Raw genomic sequence first — 22,924 nt, 5'->3', positions numbered from 1 at the left:
ACTCCAAACCATGATTATCCCTTAAGTACTGCCAAAGCACTCGCCGATAATAAAACACTTGCTTGGAATCCTCTGACAAAAGTGCAGCGATTACTTCATAGTATTCATCAATTTTTGAAGACTTTTTTCTCGTCCTTTTAGGAACAAAACCATTCAGGTATTTTTCGACTGTTCGGCGATCTACCCCTAATTCCTCTGCCAATTTGCTCTTATTAATTTTCATTTTCATATGCTCCATTATTTGCTTGAATTTTGGTAAGTCTAAAAGACTATTAATCTCAAAATCAACATCGACATTCAATGATATATACATAGCTAGTCACCTCATGACTAGTATGTAGAATGAAAGCAACTTTGTACATATTTATCCAAGCGTTACTGTACATATTTAATGTAGCATTTCTAGTCTATAATACTTCTATTCTTTCAGCTCCCCTTTGGTTTGGTTTTGGAAACATGCTCCTTTGGGGTGGAATTGCCTTTATCATGGGTTCCTTGTTATATAAAAGAAAATCAATAGTATCTGCCAGGTAATACGAATATCAAAGGACGGTATGATCACATCAAATTTTTAAATAAATCCTGCCTTTCATTTTTCAAAGGCCCGACTAGTTCCTATTTGCTAGTCGGGCCTTATTAGTAGGATCCGTATTCTAATTTGGTGATGGATCCTTACAGCTCCTCAATTACAAGTAATAATCAAGAACAGAATTTGTGAGATAGATCACATGTGTTTTTCAGTATTAATGCTATCATTATTATTGAATTAGATAATAATCACCTAAAAGTAGTCGATATACTATTTTTTATTCTTCATAAACGGAGATTATATATAGGAGGTTTTTTTAATGTCTGAAGAAAAACTATCTGAATTAATTAGTCCTGAAGCGGTCATTAATTTTGATACGGGTGCAATTAAAGCAAGCACTTTGGATTCAATTATCAATCTTTTACCATTTGAAATGGGTTTTTGCGATGCCAACGATATTTTCCGCTGGTATTCAAATAATCCTAACCGCGTGCATGGTCGTCGTAAAGAAGCGATTGGCCGCCATGTCCTTGAGCTTCACCCAAGAATGGCTCATCACGTTGAAAAATTGTTGAATGATTTCCGTTCAGGAGCACGTGACGAATGGGAATTTTGGTTTCCAAAACGCTCTGGTGAAGAAACTGGTCAAATTTATCAAAAATTCATGGCAGTACGCGATAAAAATGGCAAATATCTTGGATGCATGGATGTGACCGTTAATATCGATCTTTTCCAAGGTAAAGAAGGTAAACATACTCCTGAAACGATTGACGAATTTATAGCTGTAAAGCCTGAGTAACATACATTTTATTCGAGAAACTCCTGATTAAACCATTGAATACTGAACTGCCTTCTATCAAGAAGACAGTAGAAATCATAATAGGTATCTAAACGGCTTTAGCTCTATCTTTCTAGGGCTAAGGTTGATTAGTCGTTTTTGATATCTATTGTGATTATAGAATTAAATAGCATTCTTAATGTTTTCATTCCCCTGAATCAACATGAACCTTTAACAGAGCCCTTTTTTTAAATATCCATTTACTAACTAACATATTGAGAAGTCCTATAGTGCTCCCACTCAACAATGGAAATAATAATGGAAAAGTGATAAAGAGAACCAACAAGATTATGGATCCTATAATCATTAACAATGTATAATGTGGATATGACAAACTAATTATAAAGGCATATTTAAAATACTCTGATTTATTTAATTGAAAGTGAACAAACACAGGAAAAATAAAAAAAAGAACGGAAAGGTATATGAACGTAATTGGCAGCAAAATAAACGTTAATATATTATAAAATATCCCTTGCATATTTCCTAAAAACATAAAATCAAGCCAAAGTATTAATCCCATTAATAGCAATATCCAACCTATTATATTAGACTGCATAAATTCTTTTCGATATGTTTCACTAAAAACTCGAAAGACAGATACCTCCTCATTATTCATCCACTTTCTAATAACAGTGTACATAGATGCAGTAGCAGGAAATATACCTAGAATAACTAATCCCAATAAGCTAAAAAACAGCCAGAGGATATTAACATAAGCTAACCGATAAACCCAATCCCCTATAATATTAACCTTTGTAATCATATTCTCTATCATAAAATTCCCCCCTCTTCCATTAAAGGATTTAAAGAAGAAAACTCTCTTAATAAATACTAAATAAGGTAAGAGAGTTTTCTATCATTCTATCATTTAACTAATTATTATTGTATTTCAACAACAAGTACTGATTTGGATGGAATTGTTAAAGACAATTCATTTTCTTTTAATTCAATATTGTTAAAAGCAACCGGCTCTACTCTATTTGGATTTTCAAACGTGTTATGCTCAGTCATTGCCTCAGCAGTTAATAAACGTCCAGAGGCAGAAGATAATTCGCTTAAACCCTTTAGATTTACATGAACTTGTTCAGAATTGTTTGGGTCTAAGTTACAAATAGAAATATGTACCTTACCCGAATCATCTTGAGATGCTGAGACATTAAGCATTGGAAGAGTGTCCTCTCCATAAGAATAATTTTTTGTGCTTACACTCACCGGTAGTAATTTCGCATCTTGGTGTACTTTATACATTTCAAAAACATGGTATGTTGGTGTTAAAAGCATTTTTTCACCTTCTGTTAAAACAACTGCTTGTAAGACATTAACAAGTTGGGCAATATTTGCCATATGGACACGGTCACAGTGGTTATTAAAAATATTTAGATTGATACCCGCTATAAGTGCGTCACGTAAAGTATTTTGCTGATAAAGGAATCCAGGGTTTGTTCCTGGCTCGACCTTAAACCAACTTCCCCATTCATCAACAATCAAATCAACATTTTTTTCAGGGTCATACTTATCCATGATTGCGGTATGCCTTTGAATCAATTCTTCCATAACAACGGTCCTTCTCATATAGTCAAACCATTTTTCTTCAGTAAATTCTGTAGAAGAATCATAATTTGCCCTATTACGAGTATAAAAATGAAGTGAAAGACCATGCATATTCGGGCGGTAATGCTCCCATGCGCTTGTCATAACATTGTCCGAATAGGGTTCTGTCCGACCTGTACCCTCACGCATCATCACTTCAGTCCAATGATAATCAGCTTCACTAGGTCCACATGCAATCTTATAAATCGGAATATCTGAATAGTCTCTTACAAACGTTTCGTAACGACGATAAAGATCTGCATAATGTTCGACCCTCATTTTACCACCGCAACCCCAGTTCTCATTTCCAATACCAAAATATTTTAGCTTCCATGGCTTTTCTCTGCCGTTTTTTCTACGTAAATCTGCCATTGGAGATTGGCCATCGAATGTTATATATTCAATCCATTCTTGCATTTCTTGAACTGTACCACTACCGACATTTCCGCAAATATAAGGTTCAGTACCTAACTGCTCACAAAAATCTAAAAATTCATGAGTTCCAAAGTGATTATTTTCTGTTACTTTTCCCCAATTATTATTAACAATACTTGGGCGAGATTCTCTTGGACCAATTCCATCTTTCCAATGATATTCATCTGCAAAGCAGCCACCTGGCCAACGCACATTAGGTATATTCAATTTTTTCAATGCATCTACTACATCATTTCGTATACCACGTGTATTCGGGATCGGCGACTCTTCACCTACCCAGATACCTTCATAAACACACCGGCCTAAATGCTCAGCAAAATGCCCATATATATGTCTACTAATTACCTCATTTTTACTATTCTTATTTACATTAATTAATGAAGTCATTTTTCTAACTCGCTCCTATTTTTAGTATTTTCTAAGTCTATTCATCTATCCTTTAACTGCTCCTGCAGAAAGACTTTCGATAAAGTATTTTTGTGCAAAAATAAATACAATGATGATAGGGAGTACTGTTAGCACAGATCCGGAAATTAATACATCATAGTTATTTCCATATGGAGTTAATAAGCCAGCCAGACCAATAGGAAGCGTTAGCATTTCTTTCGTACGCAATACAACTAATGGCCAAAGGAAATTGTTCCAACTAAATAATGCTAATAAAATACCCATTGCTCCATATGCAGGTTTCAATAATGGAAGCATAATGCGCAAGAAAATACCATACTCTGTACATCCGTCTATCCTTGCAGAATCCATTAGTTCCTTAGGTAATCCTAGTGAATATTGCCTAAAGAAAAAGATTGCTAAAGGATGAATTATCATTGGTAATATTACACCCGCATAAGTATCTACAGCTTTCATCCAAATCATCATTCTAAATAATGGAAGCATTAGTATTTCAAAAGGAATCATCATTATCAATAAAACTAAAAACATCACGATACCTTGTCCTCTAAACCTGTACATCGCTAGGCTATACCCAACCATGGAGGAAAATATTAATGCAAATACCGTTGAAAATAATGAAATAATTATACTATTTTTAAACCAATGAAAGTATACACTACCTTCTGTAAACAAATAAATATAATTGTCCAAACTCCACAATTCAAATTGTGGCTTAATATTTAGCCCATATCTCATTAATTCTGTGGATGGTTTCAAAGAAGCCAAGGTCAATGCTAATAATGGAAAAACGGCAATAACTAGAGGTATAAGCATGAACAAAAGCAATAACATTGTTCCTAACTTTTTTTGTTTCTGTTTACTCATCTATTTACCTCCATTACTACTAAATCCTGTCAGCTTCAACTGAATAAAACCTAAAATAGCAACAATAATTAATAATGTTACACCTATAGCTGAACCAAAACCTAGCTGATTATATTGAAAAGCTTCTTTGTATAAATACCCCACTAGTGTCAAACCAATATTTCCGGGAGAATTGATTTCCCAAAAAACATAAGCTTCCTCAAACATTTTATAACCTGCAAATAACGTAATAGTTAACACGTACACTGTTACTGGCTTTAAGAATGGAATGGTAATGTGCCGAAATTTATTAAATGTATTGGCGCCATCTATCTCAGCTGCTTCATACATTTCTTTTGGAATGTTTTGTAAGCCTGTTAAAAAATAAATCATGTTTACTCCCATCCATCTCCATGATGCTAATCCCACCATCAAAAACATTAGTGTTGCTCCATTTTGTTTCCACTCAACTGGATCAAAACCGAAAAATGAGAGAAATGAGTTAGCAAATGCAGTCTCTGTTTCAGCAAACATTAAGCGGAAAATAACACCTGCTACAATTGTTGATGTTAAGGATGGAATAAAGATACAAGCCCTAAAAAAGGTTTTCGCTTTCATTTTCTTTGTATTTAAGATAACCGCCATAATTAATGGCAGGGGGATTAAAATAACAATTGTCCAAAACGTGTATAATGTTGTATTATATAACGCTTTATAAAAAGTAGGATTAAATAACTTCGCGTAATTATCAAATCCAATAAACTTTATTTGACCGGGTAAAATCTCTTGAAAACTCATTATAATGGTATAAATAACAGGGTATAAATAAAACCCGAAAAAAACCAGTAAGAAAGGAGTAAGAAACACATAAGGTGCTAATTTTTGTGAATAAAATATACTTTTTTTGGGTGAATAAACTACATTTTTTAATACATTCCCTGATTTTGTACTTAGATTAGAGTCTTGCCTCATTTGTCAATCCTCCTTGTATCAGCGGTTAGGGATATGTTTTAGAAATACCCCTAACCTGCTACAAAAAACGTTATCTTATTTACCTACTCCGTAGCTCATCTGCTGCTTGTTTTAAAGCTTCGGCAGGAGTTTGTGTTTTTTCCCTAAGAGTATTATGTAATACATTGGTTTCAATCAAATCCCTTGCCAATGGTGTTAGCTTTGTAATATTAAGCGGATTAATTTCATCTTTAACTCCAATTAACATATCAAATAAACCATCACCAAAGTATGCAGTAAATTCATTAGGCTCTCGTAACTGTGGAGAATCCCAAACATCATGACGCGGAGGATCGAAACCTAAAAGTTCATAAATTCTAATGTTTGATTCTTTTGACAATTTAGCAAATGCTAAGAATTCTTTTGCTAATTCAACGTCTTTCGCTTGTTTTGTAACAGCAGTACCTGTTCCACCCATTCCAGCAGAACGATTTCCTCCTTCTTCCCAAGCTGGCATAGGTTTTATTACCATCTTTCCGGCTAGATCAGGCATGTAACTTACAAAACGACTCGCATACCAAGAAGGCATAATCAAAGAGGCAGCCCCACCATCATTCATGAAAGCAAAAAATTCTTCATCTTCATGATGTCCACCTGGAGCAAGCACACCAATTTCATGTTTATAAATTAAATCATAAAGATACTGTAATACTTCCTCATTTTCTTCGTTATCTAATGTTACCTCGCCTTTGCTGTTAAAGAAATCGGAATCGTGTTGACTTATCATTGGGTAAAACTCCCAAAACCCGTTAGTGAATATAGGTAGCATTGGTTTGCCCGTTTCAGATTTGATCACTTTTCCAATTTCAACAAAGTCATCATATGTTTTGATATCATCAGGATTTACACCTGCTTCTTCAAATATCTCCTTGTTATAAAATGCCACTGAGGCTCCAACATGGGTTGGCGCTCCATAATATTGTCCGTCTTTTCCATAAATTTCGAATCTAGATTTTACGAAACTATCGATTTCTGGTTCAATAATGTCGTTTAATGGTTCTAACTGAATATCACCTTGCAAAAAGTTTGGAAAACGATTGACTTCAATATCTACAATATCAGGTGCACCAACACCAGATTGAAGTGCTAGTAGAAGGTTATTATGCATTTCATCATAAGGGAATGATTCCAATTTCAATTTTATTTGTCGATCTGGATTCGCTTCATTCCACCTTTTATTAGCATCTTCAAAAAAATCAATATGTAGCCCTTGAAATGTCCAAAATGTCATTTCTTGTGCTTCATTAGTTCCATTGCTTGCTTCCGAATCACCTTTCGAATTAACTTCTTTATCTCCACCACTACATCCCATTAAAACAATACTTATTACCATAAACATAGTTAAACCCAAGTAAAGTAATCTACTCATTTTTACTTCCCCCCCTCATTAATTGGCTAAATAATTTTGATTTACAACTTTACCAGTGATTACGGTTTTTTGTTTATCACCTCCTTAAAAAGGATATTTATTTATAATATTTGATAAACTAAAGTACATTTTTTTATAAAACGATTAATTTAACTTTCTTTTATAAACTTTAAAAATATCTATCTACTAAAGCTTTAATTCTCGATATTATCATGCAAGAGCCTTTTATTTTTTCGAAACATTATGAAAACGTTATCTTAAAATTGATTTTATTATAAAATGTTTCATTATGCAATCTTTTTTAATGGTTTTAAATCTTGCATTTTAAAATAGTTGCATTTTAAAACCCTTTGAACTTTATTTTTCGTATCTAAAATCATACATGGTATTCCACTCTAAACCCGGAAGTGAAAATTGGCTCTAATCTTTATAATGGAGATACACAAACAAATATAAATTGACCCAAACAATTGGGCTTTACCACTCTATCTTAAAAGTATTTGCACATACTTGTGTAACGGTTCAACGCACCAACCTAACAACATAATCTCTATACTTACTATACTCACCATATATATAGTTAAATGTTATTTTTTGTAAAAAGTATATTGCGAAAGAAATTCCAACTCATTAAAATAAAAGAGTAAATGGGAGCATGACCTACATTCTTGTTTACTCATTTTGATAACTTAACACTCCAAAATCTGAAAGTGAGTTGATTCTTTTTATGTCAAACAGATTCAAAAAAAAACACACCCGGAATAAAAACGGTCCGGAAGTAAGTGTAAGAGTACACGAATTTGCAAGTCCTGAAGAACGTCAGCAATTATTGAGGGATTTAGCTATTAGTTCTGAATTTGAAATGAGGTATCGCGGTCTCTTTGAATATTACGGAAAAGACTTTATTACCTACAAGAAAGAAAAACCTTCTGAAAAAAATCGCAATGAGTTCCTTCGCATCATTTCAAATTACATGACCCATTATTTAGAAGATGATTGTCCACCATCATGGAAACAGTGTCCGTCCTCCTTTTGGGAAGTCCTCATCTTTTCCTTTTATCCTGACCACATCAAACTCTCACCAAACGAACAAGAAGTAGAAAACTTTCTATACCAATTAAAAAAGTTTGCCCGTTGGCTAGATAAACGCAATGGCACGACTTGGTTTCCATCAGTCGAGGAATTTGCAACAGAAGCTTATTCTGAATTAAAAATCTGTGAACGGTTCATAAATTGGATTTTCTTAAAAGACTTCCCACGAATTCATCACGATGACTGGAATCTTGAACAAGATATAAACCGTCTTAAGCAGAAATTTAACCAATATACTAATCAAGTAGATAGCTCATTTAAAGTAACTAGCATAATAGGTGAAAGAGTTGTTTTGAGTGAGGTAAGAACCAATTGCACCTATTACATTAAAGGTCTTCCTTATGAATTCATTTCACCTGGCATGAAATTGAGCGGAGTTATCTGTAATAAAAATGGAGATCAAACGTGGTACTGGTATCACACTAATGGTATTTATCCGTCTAAAGGAGAAAGACTTAAGTATCCTGTCTCGATAAAACACGAAGGGCTAAAAACTTCCGATGGGGTAAATTTTTTCAAGAAATAAGAAAAGTGCCTGTCACTCCTGTTATGGGTTTGACAGGTACTGATTCTATTAAATCAGTACCTTTTCTATTTAATTCAAAGTTGAAAGGAAGTGGCCTATGATAGTTAAAGAAAGAACAGAATCAGATGAATTATTGAAAATGCGATCCTTATACACTCGAATGGAGTTAACACAAGAAGAAAAGTTACATTATTTTAACTTGGAAAAAGGTTATGAAGGTGAGGTGGCATTTGACCGGAAGGCAGAATGTCTTCAAGAAGAAAGATATTTGATCAATGACTTGCTGCTAAAATTAAACAATTCCTATTTTCAAATTGATACAACGCTTATTTCACAGGAAGTCATTCGACTGTTGGATGTGAAAAATTTCGAAGGGGACTTTTGCCTGGAAAAGGATAGATTTTACGCTGTTAAAACCGGTCGTGAATATAAAAATCCGATCGAACAATTAAATAAATGTACTTCACAATTTCGTCAGCTACTCCGTGACCTTAAGCTTAATTTCCTCGTTGAAGCCTCTGTTATCTTTATTAACCCCGAATTCACTTTATACAACGCACAAATAGATCAACCCGTTATTCTTCCCAATCAGGTTAACCATTTTTTTAGAAATTTAAATAGTACATCCTCTAAGTTGAATGCAGGGCACGAAAAGTTAGCTAAACAATTAATTTCTTTACATCGTACTAATAATCCATATTCACAGGTACCAAAGTATCAATATGAACAACTAAAAAAGAAAATTTATTGCAAATTTTGTAGTTCTTTTCTGGTATCTTTACAAAACCATTTTTTTGTTTGCGCTAAGTGCGGGGAGAACGAAACTGTAGAAGACACCATACTACGGAACGTTAAGGAATTTAAGCTACTATTTCCTGAACGAAAGATTACGACTACAAACATTTATGAGTGGTGCAACGTAGATTTAACAAAAAGGACATTTTGCAGGGTACTAAAGAAAAACTTTACGGCAGTTGGAAAAACAAGTGATTCCTATTATATTTAATATTGTTCATTTGGATGATAGCCATTTCGTCGGACACAATCCTATTTATTTGGCGATCATTGTCCGAGTATTGCTTAACTTCAGACACCACCTTCCTTCTCCGACTCTTCCCTGTCTGAAATTCGCTCGCCTTCGGACACCATCTTCCTTCTACGACTCTTCCTTGTCCGAAGTTCGCTCGCCTTCGGACACCATCTTCCTTCTCCGACTCTTCCTTGTCTGAAGTTCGCTCGCCTTCGGACACAACCTTGCCTCTCCGACTACTCCTTGTCCGAAGTTCGCTCGCCTTCGGACACCACCTCGCTTCTACGACTACTCCTTGTCCGAAGTTTGCTCGCCTTCGGACACCATCTTGCTTCTACGACTACTCCTTGTCCGAAGTTGAACCACCTTCAGACACCACCTTGCCTCTCCGACTCTTCCTTGTCTGAAGTTCGCTCGCCTTCGGACACAACCTTGCCTCTCCGACTCTTCCTTGTCCGAAGTTGAACCACCTTCAGACACAACCTTGCCTCTCCGACTACTCCTTGTCTGAAGTTGAACCACCTTCAGACACCACCTTGCCTCTCCGACTCTTCCTTGTCCGAAGTTCGCTCGCCTTCGGACACCACCTTGCCTCTCCGACTACTCCTTGTCCGAAGTTTGCTCGCCTTCGGACACCATCTTCCTTCTCCGACTCTTCCTTGTCTGAAGTTTGCTCGCCTTCGGACACAACCTTGCCTCTCCGACTACTCCTTGTCCGAAGTTGAACCGCCTTCGGACACAACCTTGCTTCTACGACTCTTCCTTGTCTGAAGTTTGCTCGCCTTCGGACACAACCTTGCTTCTCCGACTACTCCTTGTCCGAAGTTCGCTCGCCTTCGGACACCATCTTCCTTCTCCGACTCTTCCCTGTCCGAAGTTCGCTCGCCTTCTGACACCACCTCGCTTCTACGAATCTTCCTTGTCCGAAGTTGAACCGAACCGATATAAAAAACCGCCTTTATTTATGATAAGGTTCCCCCCTAATAATCCTAAAAGCCCGATACACCTGCTCCACCAATATCAGCCTCATCAACTGATGTGGAAACGTCATTTTTGAAAATGACAACGTATCATTTGCCCGCTTCATGACATCCTTGCTTAATCCTAGAGAACCTCCAATGACGAAGGCAATTTTACTTTTTCCGTAGGTTGCTAGGTTGTCAATATCCGCTGCCAGTTGCTCGGACGATTTCATTTTGCCCTCAATCGCTAAAGCAATGACATGCGTATCATCTGATAGCTTTGCAAGAATCCGTTCTCCCTCTTTTTGCTTTACCTGCTCCATCTCGGTCTCACTTAGATTTTCCGGTGCTTTTTCGTCAGCAAGCTCCACGATTTCCACTTTTGCGTATGCTGTTAATCGTTTTAGGTATTCATTGATCCCTTGAATCAAGTATTTTTCTTTTAACTTTCCAATTGTCACAATTGTGATGTTCACAGTTATCCCCACTCCACTCACATTTTACAAACAAACTATCCACAGAAGTTATCCACATATCCACATTTTCTATCCACATCTTGTATGAGAATATTAGTTCCCCACAATATATACCGCCTTATTTTGACAAAATTCACAGGTTGTTGATAAGTTTTCATCTTCTATTTTCGTCATAATTGGTGCAACCTCATGTTCATCCACCACGATATCCAACGCTAATTCAATATGCTCTTCACAACATTTAATCATTTTCTTCTTCCTCCAACTATCTTACCCACAACCACTTGGGAATAATGGGTATAACTTTTCTGTTTATTTTTTTCTTATCCACATGTTCTTATCTTACCCATTTTAGCACATTATTTTGTCCATAAAAAAACAGGAGAATTCTCACTCTCCTGTTTTGGACCTACATTGATTCTCTAGCCAATTGGATGGTCACCTTTTGCTTTTCGCCCGCTCGATAAAAGGTGACCTCCATTTTGTCGCCTACTGATTTTTTATATAAATGCTTTCTTAGTTCTACCACCGATGTAATTTTGTCACCATCTAGTTCTACAATAACATCAAGCTCGCGCAATCCCGCTTTCGATGCCGGTGTATTTCGTAACACTTCTAAAATAGCTACTCCTTCTGTTACCTCATTTGGTAGATGTAAGGTTTGTCCACGATGGTAGGAGGAAATTTCACTTAGTGACCGAAGTTGTCCCACTCCCATAAATGGTCGTTTCACCTCACCGTATAGTTCAAGATCCTCAATAATGGGCTTTGCACTTGTAATCGGAATCGATAGACCAATTCCTTCAACCGCTTCCTGTGCAATTTTCATTGAATTGATTCCAATGACTTCACCCTTGATGTTCACAAGGGCCCCTCCGCTATTCCCTGGATTAATTGCCGCATCTGTTTGCATGACATCGGCATTCCAATCTGGCACTCCATCCTGATTAATATCAACTGGAATCGTCCGATTTAAGCCAGAAATAATGCCTTGTGTAACGGACCCGGAAAATTCAAGTCCCAATGGGTTTCCAATGGCAATGACCGGCTCCCCCAGATTAATAGTATCGGAGTTCCCAAATTGAGCAACCTTTTCTACATGACTCCCGTCAATTTCAATGACCGCCAAATCCGTCCAAATATCACTCCCAAGTAATTGTCCCTTCACCCTTGAGCCATCACTTAAGCTAACCTCTATATCCGAAGCCCCTTCAATGACATGGTGATTTGTAACAATAAATGCCTTGCCATTTCCTTTTTTATAGACAACTCCTGAGCCTGTACCTGCTGCAGTAGACTCCTCCGACCAAAAATTCGTTTGCTGAAGATTAACAATTCCTACGACAGCTTCATTTACCCGATTCACAGCATCAGTGATTTCAGACGTCACGTTAACGTTAATTGTCTGCTGTACACTCTCTCCTGTTGCCGGTGCTTTTTTCTCCACATCATCTAGTCCGTTTACCTCATCGGGAGTAGTAGCATTCTCCTCGTATGGAAGTAAATGAAACTTAGATAATGTCGGTAATAAAACAATAACAAGCAACGCTCCAATGACGGCTCCCATTAATGCTGAAAAAAACCAGCCGCCGCGACCTCTTCGTTTGGATCTCTGATTTACATAATCTTGATCATAATACCCCATACCGCCAATTCTCCTTTAAAAAGATCGTTTATCTTCAATTTTACCCATATTTTATGTAAATCATGACCGTGCTCTAGACGAAGAAAAGGCAGGAGCTAATCACCCCTACCTTTTCCAAATCCAAGATTATACGTTTTTTCGTTCCATCACATTTATTCCGATTCCGATTAGCACCACTCCCATTAAAGTCAGAATACTGATTGGATAGAGTAATTCACTAATTGGTGCTCCATAAATGGTAGCTGCTTTTAATCCTTCCATCGCATGTTTAATTGGCACAAAATCAGATACCATCAATAAAAAGTCTGAGCTAACAATTTCCAATGGCCAATATGCACCACCAAGCATTGATAAAGAGACCGATATCAGTGAAATAATCGCATTGAATTGCTGCGTACTTTTTACTACACTGACTAAAAACAGCGCCAACGCAACAATTGAGAACACATATGGGATTAACACAATTAATGTTTTTCCGAATCCCCCGTAAAAGTCCACCCCAACCCCATAGCGGAACACGAAAAAGATAAGAGCAACCTGAACGTATCCCATGAGGAAGCTATACACTAAGTTGCCCGCGTACATCTGCCATTTTTTTAATGGGGATAAAATCATCCGGTCCCAGACTCCCCACATTCTTTCCTGTAAAATGTTGTGGACATTATAGGAGATCGTATAAATGACAAAGAATAAGGTAAATCCAAAAATCGTCTGTAGCTGGTTATCAATAATCACGGCATCATCACCACGGAAAGAAGCAGCCTGAATCTTGAATAATGGATTCTCTTCCTTTTCTTTTAATTCATCTAAAACGGCATTGGAATCGATCTGACCACTTGCAGCGGTTGCCTCTTTAATTTTATCTTCCAGTAAAAGGTCCCCATAAAAGGTCTGAAGATAGCTTTCTAATAAATGAAGGTTAGACGACGTCTTTGTCACAACAACAATTGTGTAGGAGTCCTCCTCTAGCTTCACCGCAGCCTCAGCATCACCTTCACTGACCATTTTCTTAGCTTCGTCTTCCGTAACTGGTTTAAACTCAAAACTTTGCGACTGTGTTAAATCCTTCCAGAGCGTCGTTTCCTCTATGTTTTCAATATCTGTATAAACGGGTATATTGATATTTGTATAATTTGCAGCACCTAATAATAAGGCGAATACAATACTCATCACGGTCATGCCAATCATAAGCATTGGCTTTCTCAAAAATAATTTAAACTTTGCCTGTAAAATACTTATCATATAGCATCACCTCTTTTCGGAAAACTAAAAACAGCCGCTGTTAACATTACTAAACCAAATCCAATCAAATAAAAGATATGATGATCAATCTCCGAAAGCTCTACTCCTTGCAGCAATTGCAATAAGGCAGTCATCCCTGCACCATTCGGCGTGAAATTGCCCAATATCCCGATGAACGGTGAAGTTTCACCAATTGGCGTAAAACTACCACCTAAAAAGGCAAAAATAGCAACTATTACATTCCCAAAAAAGTTTGACACACCTTCTGAGTCAATTCGGAAATTTAATGCAGTCAACAATGCCCCTACACCACCAATGGCAAAGCTTAATGATAAATTAACTAGGAAAAACCCGACAAGATCCTTCCAAACCACATTAAATATCAGAGAAGTAACTCCGTATAAAATCGCTTGCTGAACAATCGAAATAACCATAACCGAGAGAAAGATGCCTCCCAAATATGACCATCTTGATGTATTGGATAAAATAATTCGATTATAGACCTGCAACTGCTTTTCTCGGTAGGCAAATGAACCTAAATGAGAAGCAATAAACATAATAAACATTACACTCATGCCGACGGAATAGTATTGCAGGGAGTTGATTGGCTCTCGTTCTGATACCGTTTCAATATCTCCTACCTTTGCACTTCCAACTGCTTCTAACTGGATTCCCGCTTTACCAACGACAGTCATAGAAGTCATTTGCTTTTGAAAATTTACTAGTACATCCTCCACTACTTTTGGAGATATCTCTTTTCCTTCATTTTTATAAAGTTTAATTGTTGCTGTAGCAGGCTCATCAAGTAATGCGGAAGAAAGAACTTCAAATGTATAATTCTCAGGTATCTCAATGACAGCTGAATACTGGTCATCTTTTTTAAGTTCATCCAATTGCTCGGGCTTCACTTGCTCAAGCTCGACAATTTCTTTTAATTCCTTACTCCCAAACACTTCCTCCAGCAAAATCTGAATAGGGCGTAGCTGATCCGCTCCCTGAATTAATGCCGTTTCTGCCTCCTGTAGCATTCCTTTTGCCTTTACTTTGTGGACAAAATTATCGATGTCCTTTTGTTCATCACTATGGTCAATGAAAGCGACCTTAGCTGAAATAGATGTTGTATCACCTGCCATAACCCCACCTAAAGCAAAGCCAAGAATGGCAATAAGGATGAGTGGCATTAGAACTAAAACGAGTAGTTCCTGTGGATTCCGTAGCAACACTAATAGATCTTTTTTTATAAATGGAATAATCATCGCTTCACCCCCTAGTCTCTGAGCGCTCTACCTGTCAGATGCAGAAAGACATCTTCAAGTGTCGGTGCTTTTACTTCAACTGAAATTAGTGCTGTCCCCGATTCTTCAGCGAATTGGGAGATTTTTTGGAACAGGTTATACTCCTTTGGAACAATAACCGTAACATCACGATCCTGCACCTTTACTTGACGAACGGTCGAATCTGCTTCAAGCAATTGAATAAATTCCACATTTGCCCGTTCTACCTTAATAGAAATCGTATTTTCAGAGGATAAAATATTCTTTAACTCTTCCTTTGTACCAGATGCAATAATATGACCTTTATCCATAATATAAATCCGGTCACATAAGAACTCGACTTCCTCCATGTAATGACTCGTATATAAAACGGTCATTCCCCGTTCTTTGTTCAGCCGCTTTACTGTTTCAAGAATATAGTTTCGCGATTGTGGGTCAATCCCAACCGTCGGCTCATCCATAATGATGATGTCTGGATTATGCAACAGGGCCACTCCAATATTTAGCCTTCTTTTCATACCACCCGAAAAGGTCTTTACGAGATCCTTTCTTCGATCGGTTAAGCCAATTTGCTCCAATACCTCTTCGATTCGCTGCTTCAACTCAGCACCCTTTAATCGATATATCTCTCCAAAAAAACGCAAATTTTCTTCCGCTGATAAATCCGTATAAAGGGCAATTTCCTGTGGAACCACTCCTAAAATTTTACGGATATTCTGTGGATGTTTGATCGTGCTTTCGTTCATTAACCGTACATCCCCAGAAGTCGGAACAACCAATGATGACAACATCGAAATTGTCGTCGATTTCCCTGCACCATTTGGACCTAGTAGCCCGATAATCTCGCCCTTCTCCAAAAACATATTTATCCCTTGTGCCGCAAATTTTTGTTTGTATTTCTTCGATAAATCAATAATCTCTAACATCCCGTCAGCCTCCTTTATACTTCCATCATAGACTTTACTTTCTCTATACAGCACTATCTCCAGTCACTTGTTTATGTAAAAAACATGACTTGAGTCATATTTCCATTAAAAAAGGGCTGACCCTTTTGTTTGGACACCCCTTAAGTCTTACGTAATATCATTTTTTACAGCAAAAATCGCTAACTGCGTCCGGTCCCGAAGCTCTAACTTTTGCAAAATCTGTGTAATATGGTTTTTTACCGTACCAATCGATAAGTATAATTGATCTGCGATTTCTTTATTTGTCTTTCCTTCCCCTACTAATCTTGTAATATCCAACTCCCGGGCGGACAAAGGCAATTCAAGCTTTTTCTCCACTTTATGTAATAATCTCGGCATGACCTTTGCCACGACCTCTTCATGAATCGGCAGTCCCCCTTGAAAACAGCTATGAACAGCATGAATCAATGTCTGTTGATCTGATGTTTTTAATAGAAATGCATTGGCACCATATTTTAATGCCTGGATTGCATATTCATCATCATTAAAAGTCGTGAGGATTAAAATCTTCACATTTGGCCAACATTCCTTAATCTTTCTCGTCGCTTCAAGGCCATTCATAACCGGCATACGGATATCCATTAGCACAACATCAATAACATGGCTCTCCATCTTGTTGATGGCCTCTTCCCCATTTTCAGCTTCTGCTACTACCCGTATTTGCTCGTCCTGTTGTAGCATCAGCTTCAAGCCTTGTCTCACAATCGATTGGTCCTCTACAATCAACACATTCAACATGTTTATTTCCCCGCCTTTACAGTTTCTCCAACGGTAATATTCCTTTGATCACAAACTGTTCATCCGTTTGATAGACTGTTAGTATTCCATCTAATTCCTCAACACGTTTTCGCATATTTGATAGCCCAAATCCCTCTTGAAATGGTTCCTTTTTATAAATTCGATTTTTAACGACAAACTCCATATGTCCGTCTGCTGTTTTTCCTAGTACCACCTGAACTTCACGCGAGTGAGCGTGTCGCATGGCATTTGTTAGTCCTTCCTGTATCACACGATAGAGCACTACACTTTGTTGATTCGTGAGTCGCTCTGAAAGAATACCTTGCTTTGTTGTAAACTGAACCATGATATGACTTTCTGCCTCTAGCTTTTTAATCAACTGCAAAATTGTTGCAATTCCTTCATGCTCCCTGTCTTTTAAGGTTCTAACGGCAAATCGGGTTTCTTCTAAACTTTCTTTTGCCAATTCCTTTAACTCATTGTAATGTTCTGGACCTTGTTGGATTGAAAGAATCTCTAACTGCATAAGTAGTGCTGTAAGCTTATGCCCAACCGAATCATGAATGTCCCTTGCAATCTTGGTCCTTTCCTGATAGCGCGCTTCCTCCTCTGTAACTAGAGCGACCCTTTTTACCTTTCGATATTCCCCAAGCAATTCTTCATATAGGCTTTGCTGTTCCTCCCGCTTAGTCCACAATTCATTAACCTGAAGCGTAAGAAGATAGAATAAGAGTATAAAAACATACACGAATAAGTCCATTTCCATTAAAAAAAACAAGCCCAATAAAGCCACTACCGTTATAGCCCCGAACCATTTAAATAGTTTACTTTCTAACTGATTTGCTGCTAACATGACAACATACATCCATAATATGTAGGTAAATGAGTTTCCTCCTTCAACAACCCCAAGCATCAATAGAAGTCCCGTTATTCCCCCATATAAATAAACTGGATTAGGTGAAATCTTTAGAAAAAAATAGAATGTCAGGACTGCCGCACAAATCATAATTGAATACGCGGATGGGACTGACTTTTCATGAATAAAAAATAACGCCCAAAGCACCATTATACCCGCTGTCCGCAAAACAAAAGCTTTCATATCATCCCCACTTTCATCCTAGTTTCAAGTTACTAGAAAATTATGGGTACGGCAAGTTTTTTCCAAAACAAAAAGCCCATCTGATCAAAATCAAATGAGCTTCTATTCCAATGCGCCTTAGCATAAATCCTTGGGCTATTTTCATTACACATATGCAAGCTTCGTTGGAACTTTCGGATCGGTATCATACAGATCAAATTGTTCTCCAACCATATACCCCTTGCTTTCCAGGGTTTGCTTAACTGACATACGTGCTAATTCTTTTAAGTTATTATCCTTACTTAAATGTGCCAAATAGATTCGTTTCGTGCGGTCTCCAATTACATCTGACATTGCGAGTGCTGCATCCTCATTTGAAACGTGCCCGACATCGCTTAAAATACGGCGTTTGATGCTCCATGGATAATGACCCATTTGAAGCATTGACACATCATGGTTGCTTTCGAACACATAGGCATCGGCATTTTCAATCGTGCCCTTCATTCTATCACTGACATAGCCTGTATCCGTAATGACAACAACCTTTTTCCCCTCATGATGGAATACGTAAAACATCGGTTCGGCTGCATCATGGGAAACACCGAATGATTCAACATCTATATTTCCAAATGTCTTGACCGTCCCCATTTGAAAAATGAACTTTTGCTCTGTCGGGATTTCTCCAATATTGTGCTCCATTGCCTTCCATGTCTTTTCATTCGCATAGATGGGAAGCTTGTACTTTCTTGCGAGTACACCAAGCCCTTTTATGTGGTCATTATGCTCATGAGTCACAAGGATGCCTGAAAGATGCTTAATTTCTTTTTTGATTTCTTTAAATAAAAGTTCTAGTTGTTTCCCACTTAACCCTGCATCTACAAGCAAGGAATGCTTGTCTGTCCCAACATAGAACGCATTTCCTGTGCTCCCACTTGCGAGCACACTAAAATGCAACCCCATAATCATTCACTCCGTCTTATTAAGAATTTGACCTTCAATGGCATTTACGTAAATTTCTATCTCCTCATCAATCACAACATGCCACGTCGGTGCTAATAGCTGTGATTCAGAATTTGGAACGAGTGGGTAATACCCAATTTCCACTTTAGACACATGGCTGCCTGATTTTATATGGTAATTATCATAAAGATTTTCTAAGGTTTTGATAGGCGAAATTAACTCTTCTAACTTATGCTCTTCAAAATCAGAAATTAAGGTTTGTTCATAGGATACGACTTCATGTTCATCATTTACATATAAGTAAATAACCCCACTAATATTTAGAGACGGATCAAAGATCTTGTAATTGTTATGTTGTTGAACCAAAACAATCGTCCCTGTCTCTTCATTCACACTCCAAACGATATACTTCTCACCATCTAGCAAATGATCCTTCACAAATTGATGTATTTTCACCTGGTCTGTTAACGATATTTTAATAGGGTCACTAAGTTTGCCCCTTAATACCCCAGCGGTTTCTATGTTAACCTCTTGGTTTTTAAGTTTTTTGACATCGTCCACTGAAAAAATCTGTACCTTGCCACTGATATAACTTAATTCCTTCGGTTCCTTCGGCAAAGCTTCATACGTAATTTCTTCATCCGCTAGCTTCTCATCGATAGTACGTTCCGCAATGGCATCGAGTTGGCTATTATCCCTTTTCTGAACAAGCTGATACCCTAAAAAGATATTTAGAATCAGGAAGGTAATGATAAATACAGACTTGGTTTTACTCCAATCCATCTTCACGACCCCCTATATTCTCAGCGACCTTTTCCCAATTTCCATTATACCTATAGAACCAATTCGGTTGAAGTGAAACAAATTGGGAATTATTTTCATTCTCCTTTAACTCATATGCAACTGAAACACTTTCAAGCAGCTCAGGATTAAAATTCCGCATAGAGGTGATTGACTCCATTACCAATTCACCCTTTTTAAGTTTCGTCGGGCTCGGAGGCAAACCAATTTGTAGGCTTACCGATGGATGGTCATACTTCACAATCTCATTATTTTCCCATTGTTGTGTGATATCCACTAGACCATTTTGATTAAAGACAGGAATGTTTTTAACATATAATTTAAACACTGTCGTTTGGTTCTCTTTATTCCAGCTAAAAAAGCGGTAGTCATCTGTCCAGCCCACATGTTCATTAACAAAATCAATACTTGTCTGAATTAAATCTGTCGTATCTGACTGATTTCCACTCATTCTCGTTGGATTAATGAATTCAATGTACTTCTCATTGTTGTAGACTCTAAGAAGTCTTGTTCCATCTGTATGAACCTCTCCTGTAGAAAGTCTATCTCCTTTTACAATGTCGGAATCCGTAAATAAGCGTTCAACAAAGGTTTTGACATTGATTGTATCGGTAAAATAATCAAGACGATTTATAACTGTCTCATCCTTTGGCAAATAAACCGAATTCGTTTCTGAAAGTGAATATTCAATTTGCTCAGGATATCTCGTCGCCGTATTATAGAAACTTTTTCTAAAGTCATCTGTAAACCTGCTATTAATCCGGCCCTCATATACCAAGTTTTCACCTGTTGACACAAAGTACACGGTGCCCTCTTCACGATTCTCTGAATCGACATCAATGACAAATCGATCAAATGAAATCAACGAATGTTCTTTATCATTAATTTTTAAAAATGATTTATATAGTTGCAAAGGAAAGGAATCTGGGAAGAAAATTTCAACATGTTCATTTCGACTCAAAAAGTCCGCTAAACCATCTTCTTGAACAGTATGTGTAATGTTTTCAACATCTTGAATCTCCCAGGTCCTGATCGCTTTCATCACTCGGTTTAGTTCTGTCTCACTAAAGGTTCCAAAATGCCTGCCCTCAATGTGATAGAGAACTTTACTTGGTTTAATAATCGAGGGTGTCTCCTTTGAAACATTTTCCGTTACTTCCTCAACTAAATCGTCTGCTGGCAGGTCCTTATATTGGGGTTGATAAGTCCACAAAGTCCAAGTCAGAACAATGCTTGAAAGCACCAAGATGATTAATATGGTTGTTTTAATTGATTCATACTTCATCCCATTCATCCTCTAGCCCCTCTTGATTTCCATCAGTTGGTAGAGTAAAGAAAACAGTTGTTCCAACCCCTTCTTCACTTTCAGCCCAAATCCTACCTCCATGAGCAACGACCATTTCTTTGGCGATAGCGAGTCCTAACCCAGTTCCCCCTAACTTACGAGTTCGCGCTTTATCCACCCTGTAAAACCGGTCAAAAATACGATTAATGTTATCCTTAGGGATGCCAACACCCTGGTCACCCACACTTATCACAATTTCATTATTAGCCTCAGTCAATCCGAAAATGACCGTTCCGCCCTCTGGAGAATATTTCAATGCATTTGATATGACATTATCAAGTACCTGTGTAATTTTATCCGGATCCAATTCTAGATAAATTGACTTCTCTGGTAAATTACGGACGAATGAAACGTGCTGCTCCTTCGACATTTCAAAACGGTCAATAATCCGATGAAAATATTTAGTGAAATTAATGAGTTCCTTTGAGAATTTGTAGTCCTTGCTATCAAGTTTTGATAGTTTAAGTAAATCATTCACGAGTCGAATCATCCGCTCGGTTTCAGTTTGTGTCACATTTAAAAATTGCGGTGCAATTTTTTCATCCTTCCAGGCACCATCTGCTAGTGCTTCAAGATAACTGCGCATGGTCGTTAATGGCGTTCTTAGTTCGTGGGAAACATTCGCTACGAACTCTCTTCGTTCACTTTCAATTTTTTCCTGCTCGGTTACATCATATAGAACAGCAATTAACCCATTAATAAAGCCTGACTCCTTCTTAATAACCGAAAAGCTAACCTTTATAATGTATTGCTTTTTATGGGTACTAAAATCAAGTATTTCTGTATCAATATCGTGAACAAGCTGCTCAAACGTGTATTGCTCGTCTAAGCCTAAGACAGATACAATGGATTCATTAAGAACTGTTTCACGTGAAACATCCAGCATATTGACTGCAGGTGTATTTATTAATATGACTCTACCCTTTTTGTCAGTGGCAATAACTCCATCTGTCATATGTGTTAATACCGAAGAAAGCTTCCGACGTTCACCTTCTGTTGTCGCCTGTGCATCCTGTATTTTGCTGGATAAATTATTAAAAGTCATGGCCAATTGGCCAATCTCATCTTGACCAAACACCTTTACCTTCTTCGAATAATTCCCTTTGCCTAATTCCACTACATGCTTCCTCATTGCAGAAATAGGTCTTGTAATAGTCTGAGCAACAAAAATACCTAGAATTGCGGTAATCGCCATTGCAATCCCTGTTCCTGTTACAAAAATATCGTTAATTTCTTTTATATCATCATAGACATTTTCCATCCGTGCCTTTAAATAAATGGCACCAATTGTATCTCCATTCGAGCGAATCGGTGTTGAAGATATATATACGCGGTCATATCCCTGTCGACGGACATCATCTAGACTGTCACCTAATAATAACGTACGTTTGACCAAATCTATATTCGATTTTCGTCCAACGACACCTTGACTATACGGATCTGAGTTTCCTATTACACGGCTTTTATTATCAATTACCTGGATTTCCTGAATATCCTCTGACTCATAGTCTCTTAAAATATTCCGGATATCCTTTTCTAAAGTTGATGGATCCTCTCGCTCCTTAATCATTTCCTGTTCCATACTAAACGCTAACATATTGACGCGCTCATTTAACGATACTTTAAAATTTTCTACTAATCGTAACTCCAGTTTCCCAATAAAATATACACCGATTATTTGCATGGCAATTAAAATGAGCAGCAAATAAATAAGTGCAAATTTAATGTGAATGGACTGAAAAAAACCTAGTCGTCTCATGT

General features: G+C 37.3%; 22 protein-coding genes and 1 pseudogene. 3 read left to right on the top strand and 20 right to left on the bottom strand.

The features are described from left to right. Nucleotides 1-313: pseudogene (locus E1I69_RS17485) on the bottom strand (IS21 family transposase); the annotation flags it as partial. A 535-nt stretch (nucleotides 314-848) separates the two neighbouring features. Between E1I69_RS17485 and E1I69_RS17480 the strand changes: the two are divergent. Beyond that, nucleotides 849-1,328, top strand: coding sequence for a PAS domain-containing protein (locus E1I69_RS17480; protein ID WP_136380847.1), 480 nt, complete (start codon nucleotides 849-851; stop codon nucleotides 1,326-1,328). Between the two features lie 184 nt (nucleotides 1,329-1,512). Here the strand turns inward: E1I69_RS17480 and E1I69_RS17475 are convergent, their stop codons facing one another. The 5 genes from E1I69_RS17475 to E1I69_RS17455 all read right to left on the bottom strand — a co-directional run bounded on the left by E1I69_RS17475 (nucleotide 1,513) and on the right by E1I69_RS17455 (nucleotide 7,029). Further along, nucleotides 1,513-2,145 carry a YesL family protein gene (locus E1I69_RS17475; protein WP_136380846.1) on the bottom strand — a complete coding sequence of 211 codons (633 nt, stop codon included), beginning with the start codon at nucleotides 2,143-2,145 and terminating at the stop codon, nucleotides 1,513-1,515. 104 nt (nucleotides 2,146-2,249) lie between these two features. Further along, entirely contained in the window at nucleotides 2,250-3,782 is a 1,533-nt protein-coding gene (locus E1I69_RS17470; protein WP_136380845.1) for an alpha-N-arabinofuranosidase, read from the bottom strand. 45 nt (nucleotides 3,783-3,827) lie between these two features. Next, nucleotides 3,828-4,670: a carbohydrate ABC transporter permease gene (locus tag E1I69_RS17465; protein WP_136380844.1), complete on the bottom strand. Its 843-nt coding sequence runs from the start codon at nucleotides 4,668-4,670 to the stop codon at nucleotides 3,828-3,830. Then, nucleotides 4,671-5,621 (bottom strand): carbohydrate ABC transporter permease, encoded by a 951-nt coding sequence (locus E1I69_RS17460; protein WP_136380843.1) that lies wholly within the window; start codon nucleotides 5,619-5,621, stop codon nucleotides 4,671-4,673. It abuts the gene before it with no gap. A 79-nt stretch (nucleotides 5,622-5,700) separates the two neighbouring features. Continuing rightward, complete coding sequence (locus E1I69_RS17455) at nucleotides 5,701-7,029, bottom strand: ABC transporter substrate-binding protein (RefSeq protein WP_136380842.1); 1,329 nt, start codon at nucleotides 7,027-7,029, stop codon at nucleotides 5,701-5,703. A 727-nt stretch (nucleotides 7,030-7,756) separates the two neighbouring features. Here E1I69_RS17455 and E1I69_RS17450 point away from each other — a divergent pair. Together E1I69_RS17450 and E1I69_RS17445 are read left to right on the top strand one after the other, a co-directional pair. Continuing rightward, nucleotides 7,757-8,647: a hypothetical protein gene (locus E1I69_RS17450; protein ID WP_136380841.1), complete on the top strand. Its 891-nt coding sequence runs from the start codon at nucleotides 7,757-7,759 to the stop codon at nucleotides 8,645-8,647. A 97-nt stretch (nucleotides 8,648-8,744) separates the two neighbouring features. After that, nucleotides 8,745-9,653: a nuclease-related domain-containing protein gene (locus E1I69_RS17445; protein ID WP_136380840.1), complete on the top strand. Its 909-nt coding sequence runs from the start codon at nucleotides 8,745-8,747 to the stop codon at nucleotides 9,651-9,653. Here the strand turns inward: E1I69_RS17445 and E1I69_RS17440 are convergent. The 14 genes from E1I69_RS17440 to walK all read right to left on the bottom strand — a co-directional run bounded on the left by E1I69_RS17440 (nucleotide 9,613) and on the right by walK (nucleotide 22,922). Continuing rightward, nucleotides 9,613-9,897: a hypothetical protein gene (locus E1I69_RS17440; protein ID WP_136380839.1), complete on the bottom strand. Its 285-nt coding sequence runs from the start codon at nucleotides 9,895-9,897 to the stop codon at nucleotides 9,613-9,615. The genes E1I69_RS17445 and E1I69_RS17440 overlap by 41 nt on opposite strands. A gap of 276 nt (nucleotides 9,898-10,173) precedes the next feature. Then, the gene (locus E1I69_RS17435; RefSeq protein ID WP_136380838.1) at nucleotides 10,174-10,365 is read right to left on the bottom strand and encodes a hypothetical protein; all 192 of its coding nucleotides are present in this window, start codon (nucleotides 10,363-10,365) and stop codon (nucleotides 10,174-10,176) included. 270 nt (nucleotides 10,366-10,635) lie between these two features. Continuing rightward, nucleotides 10,636-11,115, bottom strand: a complete 480-nt coding sequence (rlmH, locus tag E1I69_RS17425) for a 23S rRNA (pseudouridine(1915)-N(3))-methyltransferase RlmH (RefSeq protein ID WP_136380836.1) — start codon at nucleotides 11,113-11,115, stop codon at nucleotides 10,636-10,638. A 93-nt stretch (nucleotides 11,116-11,208) separates the two neighbouring features. Next, the gene (locus E1I69_RS17420) at nucleotides 11,209-11,364 is read right to left on the bottom strand and encodes a CxxH/CxxC protein (RefSeq protein WP_136380835.1); all 156 of its coding nucleotides are present in this window, start codon (nucleotides 11,362-11,364) and stop codon (nucleotides 11,209-11,211) included. A gap of 160 nt (nucleotides 11,365-11,524) precedes the next feature. Continuing rightward, nucleotides 11,525-12,760 carry a S1C family serine protease gene (locus E1I69_RS17415; RefSeq protein ID WP_136380834.1) on the bottom strand — a complete coding sequence of 412 codons (1,236 nt, stop codon included), beginning with the start codon at nucleotides 12,758-12,760 and terminating at the stop codon, nucleotides 11,525-11,527. A gap of 126 nt (nucleotides 12,761-12,886) precedes the next feature. Next, nucleotides 12,887-14,002, bottom strand: coding sequence for an ABC transporter permease (locus E1I69_RS17410; RefSeq protein ID WP_136380833.1), 1,116 nt, complete (start codon nucleotides 14,000-14,002; stop codon nucleotides 12,887-12,889). Continuing rightward, entirely contained in the window at nucleotides 13,999-15,258 is a 1,260-nt protein-coding gene (locus E1I69_RS17405; RefSeq protein ID WP_136380832.1) for an ABC transporter permease, read from the bottom strand. Before E1I69_RS17405 ends, E1I69_RS17410 begins: the two co-directional genes overlap by 4 nt. An 11-nt stretch (nucleotides 15,259-15,269) precedes the next feature. After that, nucleotides 15,270-16,202 (bottom strand): ABC transporter ATP-binding protein, encoded by a 933-nt coding sequence (locus E1I69_RS17400; protein WP_136380831.1) that lies wholly within the window; start codon nucleotides 16,200-16,202, stop codon nucleotides 15,270-15,272. A gap of 147 nt (nucleotides 16,203-16,349) precedes the next feature. Next, nucleotides 16,350-16,979 (bottom strand): response regulator transcription factor, encoded by a 630-nt coding sequence (locus E1I69_RS17395; protein ID WP_136380830.1) that lies wholly within the window; start codon nucleotides 16,977-16,979, stop codon nucleotides 16,350-16,352. Nucleotides 16,980-16,995: 16 nt separating this feature from the next. Beyond that, a complete protein-coding gene (locus E1I69_RS17390; RefSeq protein WP_136380829.1) occupies nucleotides 16,996-18,078 on the bottom strand; it encodes a sensor histidine kinase in 1,083 nt (360 codons plus the stop codon). Nucleotides 18,079-18,222: 144 nt separating this feature from the next. Beyond that, nucleotides 18,223-19,017, bottom strand: a complete 795-nt coding sequence (locus E1I69_RS17385; RefSeq protein WP_136380828.1) for an MBL fold metallo-hydrolase — start codon at nucleotides 19,015-19,017, stop codon at nucleotides 18,223-18,225. Nucleotides 19,018-19,023: 6 nt separating this feature from the next. Continuing rightward, entirely contained in the window at nucleotides 19,024-19,800 is a 777-nt protein-coding gene (locus tag E1I69_RS17380; protein ID WP_136380827.1) for a two-component system regulatory protein YycI, read from the bottom strand. Further along, a complete protein-coding gene (locus E1I69_RS17375) occupies nucleotides 19,787-21,112 on the bottom strand; it encodes a YycH family regulatory protein (protein ID WP_136380826.1) in 1,326 nt (441 codons plus the stop codon). The genes E1I69_RS17380 and E1I69_RS17375 overlap by 14 nt, the downstream gene beginning before the upstream one ends. Then, entirely contained in the window at nucleotides 21,093-22,922 is a 1,830-nt protein-coding gene (walK, locus tag E1I69_RS17370) for a cell wall metabolism sensor histidine kinase WalK (protein WP_136380825.1), read from the bottom strand. The genes E1I69_RS17375 and walK overlap by 20 nt, the downstream gene beginning before the upstream one ends. Nucleotides 22,923-22,924: the final 2 nt, after the last annotated feature.

The sequence above is a fragment of the Bacillus timonensis genome (assembly GCF_004799755.1).
In the GTDB taxonomy this organism is placed as follows: domain Bacteria; phylum Bacillota; class Bacilli; order Bacillales; family Bacillaceae_L; genus Ferdinandcohnia; species Ferdinandcohnia timonensis_A.
The sequence above is the reverse complement of the archived record's forward strand: the minus strand, read 5'-3'. Positions and strand labels throughout refer to the sequence as shown.